The sequence below is a fragment of the Telluria sp. GW821-FHT07G12 genome, from assembly GCF_059418525.1.
Window position 1 is genome coordinate 1 of record NZ_JBWKQA010000012.1, and the last position, 18,015, is coordinate 18,015.

The following is an 18,015-nucleotide window of genomic DNA, read 5'->3' on the forward strand; positions in this document are numbered from 1 at the left end:
ACGACTTTGCGCCGATGATAGTGCTGCAACCAGTGTGAAAGTAGGTTATCGTCAGGCTAATTATTAAGCAGAGCCCGCTCAGTCAACACTGAGCGGGCTTTTTGCTTTTCTGCGCCCAATAAATCAAGCATTCTGCCTGTATAGGCAAAACCGCCACAGGGCTGATAAAAAGCAATTTTTTGCTGGAGCCAAGAGCCGTATGTACGGTAGCATTTCGCTTTTGCCAATTCAGGTACAACATGACTGCTAGCGACACCATTCCGCAACCCAAGCGGGCGAGGCACATGCGCCTTGCGGCATTGATGGTGTCGTTCTCCTGTCTGACCGTGGCAGTCACGGTCCTGCTGCAACTGCTGCTGGTCGACCACTATGCGATCGAGCATGCCTCCGAACAGGCAAGGCTACGCCTGCAGCAGCTGTCCTGGCAGATGCGCGATTCGCTCGACCGCACCCTCGACCAGGCTGTGCGCGACGTCTACGTGCTGTCGGCCCTGCCGCAGCTGCGCCATCTCACTGACCCCGCCGCCGCGCGCCAGGTTCTCGAGAACCTGCAGCACAATTTCGGCGACTACGCCTGGATCGGCATCGCCGACACCGACGCCAAAGTCTTCGCCGCAACCGGCGGCCTGCTGGAGAACCGCGATGTCAGCGCGCGGCCATGGTTCCATACCGGCGAGCAGGGCGTGACGGCCAACGACTACCACCCCGCCGTCCTGCTGGGCAACCTGCTGCCGCGCACGCCGGATCCGTGGCGCTTCGTCGACGTCGCCGGACCGATCCGGGATACCGACGGTCGCCTGCGCGGCGTGCTCGCCATCCACCTGAGCTGGTCTTGGGCGCGCAGTCTTGCGCGCGACCTGCTGACGCCGGCGCAACGCGACATCGGCGCCGAGATCATTGTCGTGCGCAACGACGGCGTGGTCCTGCTCGGTCCCGACGACATGCTCGAGAAGCGCATCTCGACCGAAAGCCTGACCCTGGCCCTGCAGGGCAAGACCGGCGCCATCACGGAACGCTGGCCGGATGGGCATACCTATGTGACCGGCTACAGCTTGAGCGGGCACAGCCGTGAGCGCGCGGCGCTGCACTGGGCCGTGCTGGTGCGTCAGACGGAAACAGCGGCGATGGCTTCGGCGCACCGCTTCGAGCGCCGTGCCCTGTGGTTCAGCCTGCTTCTGGCGGGCGTGCTGGCCGGCCTGGCGGCACTGCTGGCGCGCCGTATTGCCGCGCCCCTGAAATCCCTCAGCGGCGCCATCGAAGGCATTACCCTGGTCCCGGAGCAGGCGACGCCGGAAGCGATACCCCAGGCCGGCAGCTTCCATGAAGCCCAGGTCCTGTCGGACGCGCTGCGCGGTCTGATCCGCAGCGAACGCCGCCATCGCAGCGCGCTGGAAGAGATGAATGCCCATCTGGAGGACACCGTGGCGGCCCGCACCGCCGAGCTCCAGGGCCTGCTGATGCGCGACATGTTGACCGGCCTGCCGAACCGCCGCGCCCTGATGGAAGCCTTGCCGGAAGCGATAGCCCGCGCGAACCGGGCGCAACGTCCCTGCGCGGTGCTATTCCTCGATATGGATGGCTTCAAGCAGGTCAACGATACCCGCGGACACGAAGACGGCGACGAGCTGCTGCGCCAGTTCAGCAGCCGCATCCTGCGCAGCATCCGCGAGACCGACATGGCGGCCCGCCTGGCCGGCGATGAATTCGTGGTGATCCTGGAGCTGCTGAGCGACGAGTCGGATGCCGCCGCCAAGGCGGATCATCTGCTGGCCCAGCTCTCCCATCCCTATACCCTGGGCAGCGGCAGCGTGCAAGTGGGAGCCAGCGTCGGGGTGGCCCTGCACATGCCGGACCAGACGCCGGATCCGGCGCGCCTGCTGGCCCGCGCGGACCAGGCCATGTACGAGGCCAAGCGCAAGGGCAAGGGCCGAATCGCGCTGGCGCCGGCGGAGGCGCAAGCCATGTCCGCCGCAGCGCGCTAGGACACTGCCGGGCTCAGACGCCCCAGAGAATGTCGCTGCCCTGGTCGCGTGCGGCGCGCAGCATTTCCAGCAGAGGATAGGCGCGGGTCGAGAAGGTCACGACTTCGGCCGGCTCGTGATCGGTATCCTCGGCGTCGCCGGCATGGGCCTTGACGTCCTGCTCGACCTCGTCCGTGGCCTGGTGCTTGCGGCTCTCGTCGATCTCATGCTCGAGCAGTTGCACCGCTTTCGGCGCTTCCGCAGCCGTGATGACGCCACGCTCCGGGTCCTTGTCCAGCAGGTCCAGGATGCGCTTGGCGTGTTCCTGGTACATCAGGACGTTGGGATAGGCTTTCGATTTAAATGTGATTAACATAGTTGTCTCGTTCAATCATTTAGTAACCAAACGATAACACGACTGGCAGCAAGACGTCGGTGCGCAGCGTCACTTTAGCCTTAGAGAGCGCTTAAGTCTCACGCCGCCGCATCACCCAGGCCAGCAGCAGCGTCAACAGGGCGGCGGCCATCGCCCCTGCCGCCATCAGGGCGGTCGAGCCGGCCGCGCTGCCTTGCTCGGCCGTCATCGTTATCAGCAGCCAGCCCATACCGCCCCAGCATAGCGTGTTCACGAGTTCGAACATCGAGCACAGGAAGTTTTCCTTGCCGCGCATTTTGAAATCGCTGCGCTTCCCCGGACGCGCCTGCCATTTGACGATCAACGCGGCGCTCAGCACCGCCGCCACCACCGCAAAGCCGATCAGGAGCCCGGCCAGCGGCGCGCGCAGCGTCAGCCACAGCAGCGGCAGGGCGACCAGCAGCAGCGGCGGCATGACCGAGGCGGCCAGCTTGGCCAGTGCGATCGTGCGCCCGGCTGCCGGCGACGATTGCAGCAGGTCCGGCGCATCCTCGGCGGCGACCACGATCCAGGCCAGCCCGCCGGTCAGGGAACTGCAGAGCAGGGCGAGGCCGGCGCCGAGCGCAGGGCCCGGCGCATCGTTCTTCTGCAGGATCAGGAACAGCAGCGGCGCCAGGTAGACCAGCTGCAGCAGCACCTGCGAGATCAAATGCGGATCGCGCGCGATCAGGCGCCATTCCTTGACGACGACGGCGTCGAACAGGCTGCGCCGGAAGCGCAGGCGCATCTCGCCGGCCGGCTTGCCCAATGCGCGCGAGGTGCTGGCCGCCTGCTGCAGGCCGTGCACGAAGAAGCGGTGGGTGCGGCCGACGGTCAGCGCGAAGGCGGCGATGCCCAGCACGGCCATGCCCAGCGTCGGCAGCGGGTCGCCGAGCACCGCGCGGCCGGGCAGCCACAGCGGGCTGTCCGGTGCGAACAGGGGCGAGCGCATGAGACGGTTAGCCGTGCGTTCGGCGGCGCCCGACGCCATCGTCTGGGATAAAAACGAAAACGACTGCGACAGCAGGAACAGCAGGGCGCCGGCGATGGCGCCCAGCACCTGGGCCAGTACGCGGGTGCGGCGCGCGCCCAGCACGCGCACCAGCGCCAGCGTGAGCAGCATGCCGAGACAGGCCATCAAGGTGGAAGTCGTCGCGATCGTGACGTACACGCCTACCCAGCGGACCTGGCCCAGCGCCAGGCCGACGTGGACCAGCGGCCCGAACAGGAACAGGTAGAGCGAGGCGCAAGCCAGGATCACGCCCAGCAGGCGTACCGTGAAGATGCTGCGCGTGGGCAGCGGCGAGGACAGCAGCAGGTCCAGGTCGCCGCGCTCGAACAGGGCCAGCACGCTGGCCTTGAGCGAGCTGGAGAGCATGAAGGTGGCGATCGCCGCTACCGCCACCGTGGCGATGATGGCCATGCGCGGATCCATGGCACCCGCCGGCAGCGTGCGCAGGACCAGGAAAGCGCCCACGTGCAGCAGGATCCATGCAAGCGCCCACACCGAGATGCTGAGCCAGCTCATACGCCGCCGTCCGCCCGCATTGATGGCAGCGCCGTACCAGGCCATCCGCAGCTCGTGGCGCAGCAGCCAGCGGCTTGAGCCCGGCCGCGCCTTCATGCCTGCTCCGTCAGCTGCAGGAACACGTCTTCCAAACTGCCGCCCAGGGTGCGCTCGCGCAGCTCGGCCAGCGTGCCTTCCGCAATCAGGCGGCCCTGGCGGATGATGCCGATGCGCTGGGCCAGGCGTTCGGCCACTTCGAGGATGTGGGTCGTCAGGATGACCGTGCCGCCCTTGGCGACGTGGGAGACCAGCAGATCCTTCACCTGACGCGCAGCGGCGGCGTCGAGGCCGGTCAGGGGCTCGTCCAGGATCAGCAGCTCGGGCTCGTGGATCAGGGCGCCGGCCAGCGCCAGCTTCTGCTTCATCCCGCGCGAAAAGCCTTCGGTCAGCTCGTGCGCGTGCTTGGACAGGTCGAGCCAGTCGAGCAGATGGCGTGCGCGCGGCTCGGCATCCTCGGGCGCGATGCCCCACAGGCCGGCGACGAATTCCAGGTATTCGGTGGGTTTGAGCTTACCGTACAACATCGGGTCGTCCGGCAGATAGGCCATCTTCTGCTTGGCCGCGGAGGGGTTGGCGGCCAGGTCGATGCCCAGCACCTCGACCTGGCCGGAATCCGGCGCCAGCAGGCCGGTGACCATGCGCAAGGTGGTGGTCTTGCCGGCGCCGTTCGGGCCGAGCAGGGCGTAGAGCTCGCCGCGCCTGACGCTCAGGCTGATGCCGTCGACGGCCGGGCGGCCGAAAGACTTGCGCAGGTCGCGCAGCTGCAATGCTGGGGTATCGTCGATCATGGCTGAGAGTCAGAGACTGAAGGAAGTAAGAAACTGCTCGACCTGCTCGGGCGGTACGGCGTTTGCCTTGCCGAGCACGATCACCTGGTAGAAGCGCTTGCCGCGCGCTTCGAAATGGCCGACCAGCCGCACCGGCATGCCATTGGTGCTGCCGGTGGCGTCAACGTCACCAGTCGTCTTGCCGCTGGCGTCGGTGTGGAACTTGCCGTCCGTATCGCCGGCGCCGATATTGCGCAGCAGCGCCTTCATCATGGCCGGCAGCGCGGCCCTGGCGCGCGCCTCGTCCGGCGCCTCGGCCGAGCCGACCGCAAAGGTCGCGCCGTCGACTTCGGCCGCCGTCATCGTCATGCTGACCTGCATGGCGTCGAGGTCGATGCTGCGGGTGAAGCTGGCCGGCTTGGCCGGGAAGGTGACCTTGTAGGGCGCATCCGGGCTGGAATAGTCACGCCAGTTGTATTTCGGGCTGCAGGCGGCCAGCAGGGCGCTGGCGAGCAGGAGGAAAAGGACCGGCGACAAGAGACGGATTTTCATAGGGCGATGGTAGCAGCGCCCCACGCCGTCGGCCAGTAAAAAAGTTGCAAATATTTAATCGACGAGCCCGCGCCGGTACTGGATCGCCTCGGCCACATGTTCCGCCTTCACCCGCTGCGCATCCGCCAGGTCGGCAATCGTCCGCGCCACCTTCAACACCCGGTGGTAGGCCCGCGCCGACCAGTGCAGGTGGCGCATCGCGTTGCGTAGCAACTGCTCGGCGGCGTCGTCGAGTTCGCAATGACGGTCGATCTCGCGCGTTGCCAGGCGCTGGTTGACCTTGCCCTGGCGCGCCAGCTGGATGGCCTGGGCCCGCGTCACGCGCTCGGCGATGGCCTCGCTGGGTTCGCCGTCGGCCTGGGCCGCCATCGATTCCGGCGCCATCGCCGACACCGGCACCTGCAGGTCGATGCGGTCGAGCAGGGGGCCGGAAATCTTGTCCTGGTAGCGCAGTACGGCATCGTGGCTGCAGCGGCATTTGCCGGACGGGTGGCCCAGCCAGCCGCAGGGGCAGGGATTCATCGCCGCGATCAATTGAAAGCTGGCGGGAAAGTCGGCCTGGCGCGCCGCGCGCGAGATCGTGATGTGGCCGGATTCGAGCGGCTCGCGCAGTACTTCCAGCACGTGGCGGCTGAATTCGGGAAGTTCATCCAGAAACAGCACGCCGTGATGCGCCAGCGAGATCTCGCCCGGGCGTGGCACCCCGCCGCCCCCGACCAGGGCCATGCCCGAGCTGGTGTGGTGCGGGCTGCGGAAGGGCCGGCGCCGCCAGCGCTCGATCGAAAAGCGCCCGGCCAGCGACTGGATCGCCGCCGACTCCAGCGCCTCCTCATCGCTCAGGGGCGGCAGCAGGCCGGGAAAGCGCGACGCCAGCATGCTCTTGCCGGTGCCCGGCGGACCGACCATCAAGACCGAATGCAGCCCGGCCGCGGCGATCTCGAGCGCACGCTTGACGTGCTGCTGGCCTTTTACGTCCGCGAAGTCGGGATAGCTGGGCGCGGCCAGTGCTTGCGGTGGACGGTGGCGCGCCAGGCGGGCGTCATCGGCCTGGGCGGCGAAGTGGGCGCATACCTCCAGCAGGGTGCGCGCCGGGTAGATGGCGGCCTCGCTCACCAGCGCCGCTTCATCCGCGTTGGCGTGGGGCAGCACGAAGGCGCGTCTGGCGCCGTCCGCGCTGCGGTGCATGGCAAAGGTCATCGCCAGCGCGCCGCGGATGGGGCGCAGTTCGCCCGACAGGGAGAGTTCGCCGGCGAATTCGTAGCGGTCCAGGCCTTCGGATGGGATCTGCTCCGAGGCCGCCAGGATGCCCAGCGCGATCGGGAGGTCGAAGCGGCCGGATTCCTTGGGCAGATCGGCCGGCGCCAGATTGATCGTGATGCGCCGGTTCGGCAGCTCGAAGCCGGAATTTTGCAGCGCGGCCCGGACCCGGTCCTTGGATTCGCGCACCTCGGCGTCCGGCAGGCCGACGATGGCCAGGCCGGGCAAACCGTTGGCCAGGTGTACTTCGACACTGACGGATGGCGCGTCCATGCCGGCCAGCGCCCGGCTGCGCAGTACTGCAAGACTCATGACGATCCTGTCGGGATGAAGACTTGCAGATGGTGAGCGTTGGGCGGCCTGCGATTGTTGAGAGCGGCCAAATGTGTATAGTGCCGGGATGCCGAAACTAATCCTGACCTGCGTCGTCGTGGCGCTGCTGTTCTGCCTGCTGTGCGGTCCGGTGCTGTATGTCGCGCTCCGGTTCAGGCGGGGAGGGGATGTCGCGGCCCTGCGGCCGCTGCGTTACGTATGGCTGGCGCAGCTGGCGCTGGCCGCCGTTCTCGTCTTCGTGGCCGACGATGCCCGCCTGGGCAATCCCGTCGGCGTCATGCTGGGCATCGCCAGCGGCGTGAGCCTGGGCGGGGCTGCCCTGTTCGCCCTGTGGCGGCTCGCGCTGCGCTTCCGCCTGCGCTAAAGCTGCAACTCAGACCTTCTGCTCCGCCGCCAGCTTCGCTTCCAGTTCCGCCACGCGCACTTCGAGCGCCTCCAGCTTGGCGCGGGTCTTGGCCAGCACCTGGGCCTGGATGTCGAATTCTTCGCGCGTCACCAGGTCCAGCTTCGAGAAGCCCTGGGTCATCATGGCCTTCACATTGCGTTCGATGTCCTTGGCCGGCGAATTCTCTATCGCCTGGTTGATCCTGCCCTGCAGGTCGTTTAAGAAATTATTCATATCCATCTCTATTCATAGTGGCCGCACCACGATGTGCGCACTTTTTTTGTGCGTACATCGCTGATTTAGTGCGTGCACCCGCATGGCGCACGCGCCTGCGGCGTCGTTGTCATTTTTTGCATCCCAAGAATGGGGACGCGGCCCGGGAATACAAGCCTTGTCATTTCATTCAGGGGTGGCACGCATCCTGCTAAAGCAAGCATACAACATACAAAAACCGGGACGCGAGTTCGGATTGTAAACCCATCAGGTCCAAGTTCATTGATAAGGGAGTGTCGTATGAAGCGTCGAAACAGCAAGTGGCAGCAGATCGTGATCGTGACGGCAGGCGTATGGAGCCTGTCCATTGGGCTGGCCGGCGCACAGGAACAGGAGCAGAAACCGGAACATGAAGTGAGTTACAACGCGGCGCTGACGAGCGATTATCGTTACCGCGGCCTGTCGCAGAGCCGTCTCGATCCGGCTCTGCAGGGCGGCGCCGACTACGTGCACAACCCGACCGGTGTGTACGTGGGCACCTGGCTGTCCACCATCAAGTGGACCAAGGACCTGGGTGGCAGCGGCAACATCGAGTGGGACATCTACGCCGGCAAGCGCGGCAACCTGAGCGCGGACATCACCTACGACGTCGGCGGCCTGTACTACTTCTACCCCGATAACGGCCTGCACCCGAACGCCAACACCTTCGAGCTGTACGGCCAGCTGGGCTACGGTCCGGCCTACATCAAGTATTCGCACTCGCTGACCAACCTGTTCGGCACCGCCGACAGCAAGGGCAGCGGCTACCTCGACATTGGCGCCAATGTCGACGTCGGCGGCGGCTTCGTGCTGAACCTGCACGCGGGCCACCAGGAAGTCCGCCACAACGGCGCGTTTTCCTATACCGACTACAAGGTCGGCGTGACCAAGGACCTGGGCGTGTGCTCGGTCGCGCTTTCCTATATCAAGGCCAATACCAGCGGCTACCTGAGCCCATCCGGAGAGAACCTCGGGAAGTCCGCGGCCCTGCTGTCCGTTTCAAAAACTTTCTGAAGAGGCAATCGCATGAAAATGATCACCGCCATCATCAAACCCTTCAAGCTCGACGAGGTCCGCGAGGCCCTGTCGGAGCTGAATGTCCAGGGTATTACGGTGACCGAAGTGAAAGGTTTCGGGCGCCAGAAAGGCCATACCGAGCTGTATCGCGGGGCCGAATACGTGGTCGACTTCCTGCCGAAGACCAAGATCGAGGCGGCGGTCGACGACGCCATCGTCGACCAGGTGATCGACACGATCCAGAGCGCGGCTCGCACCGGCAAGATCGGTGACGGCAAAATTTTCGTCTCCAGTCTGGAGCAGGTAATCCGTATCCGTACCGGCGAAACCGGCAACGATGCGCTGTAAGGGGAACCCGATGATTCGCACAATGACAAAACTGATCGCAGGCTTCACCGTCGCCCTGGCGCTGGGCAGTTCGCTGCCGGCCATGGCCCAGGATGCCGCCAAGCCGGCCGCGCCGGCAGCCACCGCAACGGCCGCCGCACCCGATGCCGCCGTCGCCGCACCCGCGGCAGCTCCGGCGGCGCCCGCAGCAGCAGCGGCAGCCGCCCCGGCCGCCGAAGCAGCCCCGGCCGCTGCACCGACCCCGCAGAAGGGCGACACTGCCTGGATGTTCGTCGCCACCCTGCTGGTGATCATGATGACGATCCCGGGCCTGGCCCTGTTCTACGGCGGCCTGGTGCGCTCCAAGAACATGCTGTCGGTGCTGCTGCAGGTCTTCATGATCTTCGCCGTCATCATCGTACTGTGGTGCATCTACGGCTATTCGATCGCGTTCACGGAAAAGACCGCCTTCTTCGGCGGCCTCGACCGCGCCTTCCTGAGCGGCATCTGGGACCCGGCCAAGGCCACCTTCTCGACCGCCGCCACCTTCAGCAAGGGTGTGGTGATTCCTGAGTTCATCTACGTTGCCTTCCAGGGCACCTTCGCCGCCATTACCTGCGGCCTGATCGTCGGCGCCTTTGCCGAGCGCGCCAAATTCTCGGCCGTGCTGGGCTTCATGGTGCTGTGGTTCACCTTCGGCTACCTGCCGGTGGCCCACATGGTCTGGTTCTGGACCGGCCCGGATGCGATCAAGGATGCCGCAACCCTGGCCACCGAGACCGCCAAAGCCGGCTGGCTGTGGCAGAAGGGCGCCCTCGACTTCGCGGGCGGTACCGTGGTCCACATCAACGCCGCCGTCGCCGGCCTGGTCGGTGCGATCATGATCGGCAAGCGCATCGGCTACGGCCGTGAGCACATGGCCCCGCACTCGCTGACCATGACCATGATCGGCGCCTCGATGCTGTGGGTGGGCTGGTTCGGCTTCAATGCCGGCTCGGCGCTGGAAGCGGGCGACGTCGCCGCGCTGGCCTTCATCAACACCCTGCTGGCAACCGCCGCAGCCACCGTGTCGTGGGTGTTCGGCGAGTGGGTCACCAAGGGCAAGCCGTCGATGCTGGGCGGCGCCTCGGGTGCGGTGGCCGGTCTGGTCGCCATCACCCCGGCCTGCGGTTATGTCGGTCCGATGGGCGGCCTGATCATCGGCCTGGTGGCCGGCGTGGTCTGCCTGTGGGGCGTGAACGGCCTGAAGCGCCTGATCGGCGCCGACGACTCGCTGGACGTGTTCGGTGTGCACGGCGTGGGCGGCATCCTGGGCGCGCTGCTGACCGGCGTGTTCGCGGCGCCGCAGCTGGGCGGGCAGGGCATCTTCGACTACACCACCAACAAGATGTCGGCCGACCCGTACTCGATCGCCAGCCAGGTGCTGGTGCAGGCCGAGGCGATCGGCACCACCATCATCTGGTCGGCGGTGGTTTCCATCATCGCCTACAAGCTGGTCGACATCGTGATCGGCCTGCGCGTGCCGGAAGACCAGGAACGCGAGGGTCTGGACATTACCAGCCACGGCGAATCGGCATATCATTCCTGATTGATCCCGACGTCGCAAAAAGCGCCCTGCGGGGCGCTTTTTTATTTCCGATGGGATAATTGGACTTTAAAAAGGGCCAGCCTGCCCTCATGTTGCATTTCCCACATCGCTAAGAAGCCCCAAGGACGTCACCATGGTTCCCCACCTTGCCACAGCCCTCAACGGTCCCCTGCTGGACCTCGAAAAGAAGATTCTCGAAGCGACCCCCGCCATCGAGCGCTGGTTCCGCCTCGAGTGGCAGGAGCATACGCCGCCGTTCTACTGCTCGGTGGATCTGCGCAACGCGGGCTACAAGCTGGCGCCGGTGGATACCAATCTGTTCCCGGGCGGCTTCAACAACCTCTCCACCGAGATGCTGCCGCTGACGGTGCAGGCGGCCATGGCGGCCATCGACAAGTATTGTCCGGACGCGCGCAACCTGCTCCTGATCCCGGAAAGCCATACCCGCAACCCCTTCTACCTGCAGAACGTGCAGCGCCTGATGCAGATCTTCCGCCAGACCGGCCTGCACGTGCGCCTCGGTTCGCTGTCGCCGGAAGTGACCCAGCCGACCCCGCTGGCGCTGCCCGACGGGAACATGCTGGTGGTCGAGCCCCTGGTGCGTTCGCCGAATGGCCGCCGCGTCGGCCTGGCCGACTTCGACCCCTGCACCATCCTGCTGAACAACGACCTGTCGGCCGGCATCCCTTCGATCCTGGAGAACATCCACGAGCAGTCGCTGCTGCCGCCGGTGCATGCGGGCTGGGCGATCCGCCGCAAGAGCAACCACTTCAAGGCCTTCGACGAAGTGGCAAAGAAGTTCGGCAAGCTGATCGACATCGACCCATGGATGGTGAATCCGCTGCACAGCAAGGTCGGCGAGGTGAACTTCCAGGAAGACATCGGCATGGAAGCGCTGGCCGACAGCGTGTCGGCCCTGCTGTCCAAGATCAAGAAGAAGTACAAGGAATACGGGATGAAGGACCAGAAGCCCTTCGTCATCGTCAAGCCGGATGCCGGCACCTACGGCATGGGCATCATGACGATCAAGGACGCTTCCGAGATCAAGGACCTGAACCGCAAGCAGCGCAACAAGATGTCGGTCATCAAGGACGGCGTCACCGTCACCGACGTGCTGATCCAGGAAGGCGTGCCGACCTTCGAATCGATCAACGACGCGGTGGCCGAGCCGGTCGTGTACATGATCGACCGCTACGTGGTCGGCGGCTTCTACCGCGTGCACGCGGAACGCGGCGTCGACCAGAACCTGAATGCGCCGGGCTCGCAGTTCGTGCCGCTGGCCTTCTCCCAGCAGCATGCGGTGCCGGACCTGAAGGCCAAGCCGGGCACGGCGGCGCCTAACCGCTTCTATGTGTATGGCGTGGTGGCGCGTCTGGCGCTGCTGGCGGCGTCGCTGGAGATGGAACGGACGGATCCGGATCCGGAGATTTATTGATCCTGCGCCGCACTTCGGGCGGCTCCTTGCGGGCCATGTAAACGAAGTGCGAGCGCAGCAGCGGCACGCAGGCGGACAGCAGTTCCGGGATCAGCCAGGGCAGGCGCGACATCGCCCGGCTCAGCGGCGGAGCCAGCATCAGGCTGCAGTAATGCCGCTGCTCGGCCGGCCAGAAGCGCAGCAGCTCGACGTCCGTCACCTTGCGGACGTTCTTGTTGCGCGGATTGCTGTAGCGGAAGTCGAAGATCATGGTCCAGCCGCCCGGCCGCAGTACCCGCCACATTTCCGCGGCGAGCGCACGGCGCGTGTCTTCGTCCAGGATCGACGAAAACACGGTATGGGCGCTCACGAGGTCGACGCTATTGTCGGGAAACGCATCCAGCTGGCCCAGGTGCCAGCGCACCCCGGGCGCCGTGTGCAGGCGTGCGTGTTCGAGGCGGTCCTGCTGCAGCTCGGTGCCGGCCAGGTGGCCCGGCGTGGCGCCCCAGTCGATCAGCTGGCGCAGGAAGCGGCCATTGCCGCAGCCGACGTCGAGCACCCGCGCGCTCGACAAATCCGGGCCCAGCGTGCGCGCCAGCAGCCGCGCGAGCACTCGCGAACGCGCCGCCTGCTGGCTCACGACTTCCGGCCGGTGCCAGGCATAGCGGGCCAGCGCGGCGCCACCGTGCCACTGGCGATAAACCTGCTTGATGCGTTCCTGCTCGACCTGGTCGCTCATCGCCCGTCCTCCTCGCAGGCCATGATCCCCAAGCCGTCCTTTTATGCGCTTGAGAGGCCGCAAATGCGGTCCGAATAAATGCATTTTTGCCAATGAGAATCGGCCGGACCGGGAGGCCCTGCGCTCCTGGCCGGCTTTCCGCGAGAATCTGCGTTTCCGGCTAAAATCGATGCATTGTCCCGACTGGAACCAACATGAAAATCGCTTTTCTCGCCGACCCGCTGTCCGGATTCAAGATTTACAAGGACTCGACCTTCGCGATGATGCGGGAGGCGGCGCGCCGCGGCCACCAGATCTACGCCTTCGAGCAGCGCCACATGGTGCTGGAGCAGGGTGTGGTGACCGCCGACGTGGTCGAGATCGAGCTGACCGGCGATCCCGACGAGTGGTACCGCGCGGGCCAGGCCGACACCATGCGCCTGTCCGAGTTCGACGCCGTCATCCAGCGCAAGGATCCGCCCTTCGACATGGAATACGTCTACGGCACCTATCTGCTGGAACTGGCCGAGCGCCAGGGCGCGCGCGTGTTCAACAAGCCCTCGGCGATCCGCGACCACAACGAGAAGCTGGCGATCGGCCAGTTCAGCGAGTTCACCTCGCCGACCCTGGTGACGTCCTCGGGTACGCGCCTGCGCGCCTTCCACGCCGAGCACGGCGACGTCATCCTCAAGCCGCTCGACGGCATGGGCGGCGCCGGCATCTTCCGCATCAAGGACGACGGCCTGAACCTGGGCTCCATCATCGAGACCCTGACCGACAACGGCGCCCGCACCATCATGGCCCAGAAGTACATCCCGGCCATCGTCAAGGGCGACAAGCGGGTGCTGGTCATCGACGGCAAGCCGGTGCCCTTCGTGCTGGCGCGCATCCCGCAGGGCGGGGAAGTGCGCGGCAACCTGGCCGCCGGCGGGGTCGGCGTGGCCCAGCCGATTTCCGATCGCGAGCGCGAGATCGCGGAAGCCATCGGCCCCACACTGGCCGAGCGTGGCCTGTTGCTGGTAGGATTGGATGTGATCGGCGATTTCCTGACCGAGGTGAATGTCACCAGCCCCACCTGCTTCCAGGAGATCACCGACCAGACCGGTTTCGATGTGCCCGCGATGTTCATCGACGCCGTCGAGAAAGCAGCTAACAGGAAATGACATGGTAGGCATTCTGCTGATGACCCACGCACCGCTGGGTCAGGCATTCATCGCGGCGGTCGCGCACGTATTCCGCGGCCCCACCGAGCGCTTCGAGGCGATCGACGTGACCGCGGACCAGGATACCGTCGAGGTCAACCGCCTCGCGATTGAGGCCATCCAGCGCCTGGACGAAGGCGACGGCGTGCTGGTCATCACCGACATCAAGGGCGGTACGCCGTCCAATTGCTGCAACACGCTGGCCGAGGCGGGCCGCGTGGAAATCATCGCCGGCATCAGCCTGCCGATGCTGCTGCGCGCTATCACCTACCGCCGCGACACGCTCGACGTGGTGGTCGAGATGGCGCTGGCGGGCGCGCAGAACGGCGCCGTGCGGGTGGATAACCGGATCCGCGTAGGTACCTGACGACACCTCATCGACCAACGAGACGACAACGACAACATGATTCAGCAGGAACTCGAGATCATCAACAAGCTGGGCCTGCATGCACGCGCCTCCGCCAAATTCACCCAGCTGGCCGCCAAGTTCCAGAGCGACGTCTGGCTCACCCGCAACGGGCGCCGCATCAACGCCAAGTCCATCATGGGCGTGATGATGCTGGCCGCAGGCAAGGGCGCCAAGGTGACGCTGGAAGCGGACGGACCGGACGAGGAGGCATGCATGGCCGGCCTGACTGCTCTCATCAACGACAAGTTCGGCGAAGGCGAATAAGTAATGCCGGACTCCCGAGGCGGCCGCTTCCATCCAGGAATATCGATGGCATCGTTCACACTGCATGGCATTCCGGTCTCGCGCGGGATCTCGATCGGGCGCGCGCACCTGCTCACGCCGGCCGCGCTCGACGTCAAGCACTACCTGGTGCCGGAAGAGCAGGTCGAGGCCGAGGTGCGCCGTCTCCAAGGCGCGATCACGGAAGTGCATCGGGCCTTGCAGGATTTATGGACCGAGCTGCCCAAGGACGCGCCGACCGAACTGGGCGCCTTCATCGACGTCCACGTGCTGATCCTGTCGGACCCGATGATCTCCGAAGCCCCGCTCGACATCATCCGCAGCCGCCACTACAACGCCGAGTGGGCGCTGGTGACCCAGATCGACGAATTGTCCGCGCAGTTCGACGAGATCGAGGACGAATACCTCCGCGAGCGCAAGCAGGACATCCAGCAGGTCGCCGAGCGCGTGCTGAAGGTCCTGATGGGCACCGCGCTGGCCGCGCCGCCGGCCAAGCCCGCGGGCGAGGACGAATTCCAGCCGCAGATGATCGTGGTCGCCCACGACATCTCGCCGGCCGACATGCTGGCCTTCCGCGACCGCTCCTTCGTCGGCTTCGTGACCGACGTCGGCGGCCAGAACTCGCATACGGCCATCGTCGCGCGCAGCCTGGACATCCCGGCGGCGGTCGGCATGAGCCAGGCCTCGCGCCTGATCGAGCAGGACGACTGGGTGATCGTCGACGGCGATGCCGGCGTGGTGATCTGCAATCCGAGCGCGCTGGTGATGGCCCAGTACCGCGCGCGCCAGGCCGCCTTGCTGAAGGCCCGCAAGCGCCTGCTGAAGCTCAAGAAGACCCCGGCCATCACCAAGGACGGCACCCCGGTCACGCTGCTGGCGAACATCGAGCTGCCGGACGACTGCGCGCCGGCGCTGGATGCGGGCGCGGTGGGCGTCGGCCTGTTCCGTTCCGAGTTCCTGTTCATGGGCCGCAGCGGGATCGGCAATGCGGGCCTGCGGGTGCCGGGCGAGGACGAGCAGTTCGAGCAGTACCGCAAGGCGGTGCTGGCGATGAAGGGCCGCCCGGTGACGATCCGCACGCTGGACGTGGGCGCCGACAAGCCGCTCGACCCGACCGAGCACACGGCGCTGAACCCAGCGCTCGGCCTGCGCGCGATCCGTTACTGCCTGGCCGAACCGCAGCTGTTCCTGACCCAGCTGCGCGCGATCCTGCGCGCTTCCGCCTTCGGCAAGGTGCGGATCCTGATCCCGATGCTGGCGCATGCCTTCGAGATCGACCAGTCGCTGAACATGATCGAACAGGCCAAGGCCCAGCTGCGCGAGCAGAACATCAAGTTCGACGAAGCGATCGAGGTCGGCGCCATGATCGAGATCCCGGCCGCTGCGCTGGCGCTGCCGATGTTCGTCAAGCGCATGGACTTCCTGTCGATCGGCACGAATGACCTGATCCAGTACACGCTGGCCATCGACCGCGTCGACTATGAGGTGGCGCACCTGTACAATCCGCTGCACCCGGCCGTGCTGCACCTGATCTCGATGACCATCGACGCCGGCCGCAAGGCGGGCATCGACGTGGCCGTGTGCGGCGAGATGGCCGGCGACATCAAGCTGACCCGCCTGCTGCTCGGCATGGGCCTGCGCGAATTCTCGATGCATCCGGCCCAGCTGCTGGCCGTGAAGCAGGAGATCCTCGCCAGCGACCTCGCGGTGCTGGGCCCTCGCACCCGCCGCATCCTGCGCACGATGGAGCCAAGCGCTATCGCTGAAGCCGTCGAGCAGCTGCAAACCCTGTAAAACAAGAAGCTCATGGGATCGATTGGAATAGTCTCACCCGAGGCGATGCACTTCGCCGAACCGCTGCGCCTGCAAAGCGGCGCATCCATCGGCGATTACACGCTGATGTACGAAACCTATGGCACGCTGAACGCCGACAAGTCCAACGCGGTGCTGATCTGCCACGCGCTGAACGCCTCGCACCACGTGGCCGGCCACTACGTGGGCGAAGCCAAGAGCGCCGGCTGGTGGGACAACATGGTCGGTCCCGGCAAGCCGGTCGACACCGACCGCTTCTTCGTCATCGGCGTCAACAACCTCGGCTCCTGCTTCGGCTCGACCGGTCCGATGCACACCAACCCGGCCACCGGCAAACCCTACGGCGCCGCCTTCCCGGTGGTGACGGTGGAAGACTGGGTCGCGGCCCAGGCGCGCCTGGCCGAACGCCTCGGCATCGAACAATTCGCCGCCGTGATGGGCGGTTCGCTGGGCGGCATGCAGGCGCTGGCTTGGAGCATCATGTTCCCCGAGCGCTTGCGCCACTGCATCGTGATCGCTTCGACGCCGAAACTCTCGGCCCAGAACATCGCCTTCAACGACGTCGCGCGCCAGGCCATCCTGACCGACCCGGACTACCGCGGCGGCGACTTTTATGAACACGGCGTCGTGCCGCGCAACGGCCTTAAAGTGGCGCGCATGGTCGGCCACATCACCTACCTGTCGAACGACGACATGGCGGAAAAATTCGGCCGCAAGCTGCGCAATGCCGCCGAGACCAACGACTACAAATTCGACTTCGGCGTCGACTTCGAGATCGAGTCCTACCTGCGCTACCAGGGCGACAAGTTCTCCGAATACTTCGATGCGAACACCTACCTTTTGATCACCAAGGCGCTCGACTATTTCGACCCGGCGCGCGAACACGGCGGCAACCTGGCCAAGGCGCTGGCGAACACCAGGGCTCACTACCTGATCGCATCCTTCACCACCGACTGGCGCTTCTCGCCGGAACGCAGCCGCGAGATCGTCGAGGCCCTGCTGGAGAACCGCCGCAAGGTGAGCTACGCCGAGATCGACGCGCCGCACGGCCACGATGCCTTCCTGCTCGAGGACAAGCGCTACATGGACATCGTGCGCGCGTATTACGACCGCATCTGGGAAGAGGGCGCGCACGGGGAGGCCGCATGAAATACGAAGACCTGAACACCCTGCGCCCCGACCTGGCTTTCATCACCCACTGGGTCAAGGAAGGCGCGCACGTGCTGGACGTCGGCTGCGGCGACGGCGCCATGCTGCGCTACCTGGAACGCGGCAAGCGCTGCACCGGCTATGGCGTCGAGATCGCCGACGACAAGGTCCTGGAGTCTACCCGCCGCGGCATCAACGTGATCCAGCACGACATGGAGCAGGGCCTGGACCTGTTCGGCGACGACGCCTTCGACATGGTGCTGTGCCTGTCCTCGCTGCAGATGATGCAGCACGTCGAGGCGCGCCTGCGCGACATCGTCCGCGTCGGCAAGGAAGCCATCGTGTCCTTCCCGAACTTCGCCTACTGGCCGCACCGGGTGGCGCTGCTGAAAGGCCGCATGCCGGTCTCGCGCTCCCTGCCTTACCAGTGGTTCGACACGCCCAACGTGCGCTACGCAACGATCCACGATTTCAAGGACTTGGCCGAGAAATGCGGGCTGGAAGTGCTGGAATATGTGGCGCTGGCCGAGGGCCAGGTGGTGTCCTTCCTGCCGAACCTGCGCGGCAGCCTGGCGGTGTTCAGGCTGCGCAAGAAGGATCTGGTCGTTACCTAACGGTGTGCGTGGGTA

Annotated in this window: 19 protein-coding genes; 12 read left to right on the forward strand and 7 right to left on the reverse strand. The window is 65.7% G+C overall.

What is annotated here, in order from left to right; all coding sequences use genetic code 11:
* Positions 1-239: 239 nt before the first annotated feature.
* Positions 240-1,982 (forward strand): diguanylate cyclase domain-containing protein, encoded by a 1,743-nt coding sequence (locus tag AC07PE_RS26485; protein WP_498770223.1) that lies wholly within the window; start codon positions 240-242, stop codon positions 1,980-1,982.
* A gap of 13 nt (positions 1,983-1,995) precedes the next feature.
* Here the strand turns inward: AC07PE_RS26485 and AC07PE_RS26490 are convergent, their stop codons facing one another.
* The 5 genes from AC07PE_RS26490 to AC07PE_RS26510 form a co-directional block, all read right to left on the reverse strand.
* Positions 1,996-2,337, reverse strand: a complete 342-nt coding sequence (locus tag AC07PE_RS26490) for a DUF1840 domain-containing protein (RefSeq protein ID WP_498770224.1) — start codon at positions 2,335-2,337, stop codon at positions 1,996-1,998.
* Positions 2,338-2,428: 91 nt separating this feature from the next.
* Positions 2,429-3,979, reverse strand: a complete 1,551-nt coding sequence (locus AC07PE_RS26495) for a putative ABC transporter permease subunit (protein WP_498770226.1) — start codon at positions 3,977-3,979, stop codon at positions 2,429-2,431.
* Positions 3,976-4,710, reverse strand: a complete 735-nt coding sequence (locus AC07PE_RS26500) for an ABC transporter ATP-binding protein (RefSeq protein ID WP_498770228.1) — start codon at positions 4,708-4,710, stop codon at positions 3,976-3,978. The genes AC07PE_RS26495 and AC07PE_RS26500 overlap by 4 nt, the downstream gene beginning before the upstream one ends.
* A 9-nt stretch (positions 4,711-4,719) precedes the next feature.
* Positions 4,720-5,241, reverse strand: a complete 522-nt coding sequence (locus AC07PE_RS26505; protein ID WP_498770230.1) for a hypothetical protein — start codon at positions 5,239-5,241, stop codon at positions 4,720-4,722.
* 54 nt (positions 5,242-5,295) lie between these two features.
* The gene (locus AC07PE_RS26510; protein WP_498770232.1) at positions 5,296-6,810 is read right to left on the reverse strand and encodes a YifB family Mg chelatase-like AAA ATPase; all 1,515 of its coding nucleotides are present in this window, start codon (positions 6,808-6,810) and stop codon (positions 5,296-5,298) included.
* A gap of 88 nt (positions 6,811-6,898) precedes the next feature.
* Here AC07PE_RS26510 and AC07PE_RS26515 point away from each other — a divergent pair, with 88 nt between their 5' ends.
* Positions 6,899-7,195: a hypothetical protein gene (locus AC07PE_RS26515; protein WP_498770234.1), complete on the forward strand. Its 297-nt coding sequence runs from the start codon at positions 6,899-6,901 to the stop codon at positions 7,193-7,195.
* Between the two features lie 9 nt (positions 7,196-7,204).
* Here the strand turns inward: AC07PE_RS26515 and AC07PE_RS26520 are convergent, their stop codons facing one another.
* The gene (locus AC07PE_RS26520; RefSeq protein ID WP_498770236.1) at positions 7,205-7,456 is read right to left on the reverse strand and encodes an accessory factor UbiK family protein; all 252 of its coding nucleotides are present in this window, start codon (positions 7,454-7,456) and stop codon (positions 7,205-7,207) included.
* A gap of 273 nt (positions 7,457-7,729) precedes the next feature.
* Between AC07PE_RS26520 and AC07PE_RS26525 the strand changes: the two genes are divergently transcribed.
* The 4 genes from AC07PE_RS26525 to gshA all read left to right on the forward strand — a co-directional run bounded on the left by AC07PE_RS26525 (position 7,730) and on the right by gshA (position 11,835).
* The gene (locus AC07PE_RS26525) at positions 7,730-8,482 is read left to right on the forward strand and encodes a TorF family putative porin (RefSeq protein ID WP_498770238.1); all 753 of its coding nucleotides are present in this window, start codon (positions 7,730-7,732) and stop codon (positions 8,480-8,482) included.
* A 12-nt stretch (positions 8,483-8,494) separates the two neighbouring features.
* Positions 8,495-8,833, forward strand: a complete 339-nt coding sequence (locus tag AC07PE_RS26530) for a P-II family nitrogen regulator (protein WP_230020178.1) — start codon at positions 8,495-8,497, stop codon at positions 8,831-8,833.
* Between the two features lie 82 nt (positions 8,834-8,915).
* On the forward strand, positions 8,916-10,400 hold the full coding sequence (locus tag AC07PE_RS26535; protein WP_498770301.1) for an ammonium transporter: 1,485 nt from the start codon (positions 8,916-8,918) through the stop codon (positions 10,398-10,400).
* Between the two features lie 133 nt (positions 10,401-10,533).
* Positions 10,534-11,835 carry a glutamate--cysteine ligase gene (gshA, locus tag AC07PE_RS26540; RefSeq protein ID WP_230020180.1) on the forward strand — a complete coding sequence of 434 codons (1,302 nt, stop codon included), beginning with the start codon at positions 10,534-10,536 and terminating at the stop codon, positions 11,833-11,835.
* On the opposite strand, the gene AC07PE_RS26545 is transcribed toward gshA, so the two are convergent.
* Positions 11,738-12,553 carry a class I SAM-dependent methyltransferase gene (locus AC07PE_RS26545; RefSeq protein WP_498770241.1) on the reverse strand — a complete coding sequence of 272 codons (816 nt, stop codon included), beginning with the start codon at positions 12,551-12,553 and terminating at the stop codon, positions 11,738-11,740. The genes gshA and AC07PE_RS26545 overlap by 98 nt on opposite strands.
* A gap of 194 nt (positions 12,554-12,747) precedes the next feature.
* Here AC07PE_RS26545 and gshB point away from each other — a divergent pair, with 194 nt between their 5' ends.
* From gshB to metW, 6 genes are read left to right on the forward strand one after another with little or no spacing between them, the layout of a single operon-like run.
* Positions 12,748-13,695 (forward strand): glutathione synthase, encoded by a 948-nt coding sequence (gene gshB / locus AC07PE_RS26550; RefSeq protein ID WP_498770243.1) that lies wholly within the window; start codon positions 12,748-12,750, stop codon positions 13,693-13,695.
* Position 13,696: 1 nt separating this feature from the next.
* The gene (locus AC07PE_RS26555) at positions 13,697-14,101 is read left to right on the forward strand and encodes a PTS sugar transporter subunit IIA (RefSeq protein WP_498770245.1); all 405 of its coding nucleotides are present in this window, start codon (positions 13,697-13,699) and stop codon (positions 14,099-14,101) included.
* A 36-nt stretch (positions 14,102-14,137) separates the two neighbouring features.
* Positions 14,138-14,407 carry an HPr family phosphocarrier protein gene (locus AC07PE_RS26560; protein ID WP_230020193.1) on the forward strand — a complete coding sequence of 90 codons (270 nt, stop codon included), beginning with the start codon at positions 14,138-14,140 and terminating at the stop codon, positions 14,405-14,407.
* A gap of 45 nt (positions 14,408-14,452) precedes the next feature.
* Entirely contained in the window at positions 14,453-16,219 is a 1,767-nt protein-coding gene (gene ptsP, locus AC07PE_RS26565) for a phosphoenolpyruvate--protein phosphotransferase (protein WP_498770248.1), read from the forward strand.
* Between the two features lie 45 nt (positions 16,220-16,264).
* Complete coding sequence (gene metX / locus AC07PE_RS26570) at positions 16,265-17,386, forward strand: homoserine O-succinyltransferase MetX (protein ID WP_498770250.1); 1,122 nt, start codon at positions 16,265-16,267, stop codon at positions 17,384-17,386.
* Positions 17,383-18,000, forward strand: a complete 618-nt coding sequence (metW, locus tag AC07PE_RS26575) for a methionine biosynthesis protein MetW (RefSeq protein ID WP_498770252.1) — start codon at positions 17,383-17,385, stop codon at positions 17,998-18,000. The genes metX and metW overlap by 4 nt, the downstream gene beginning before the upstream one ends.
* Positions 18,001-18,015 lie beyond the last annotated feature (15 nt).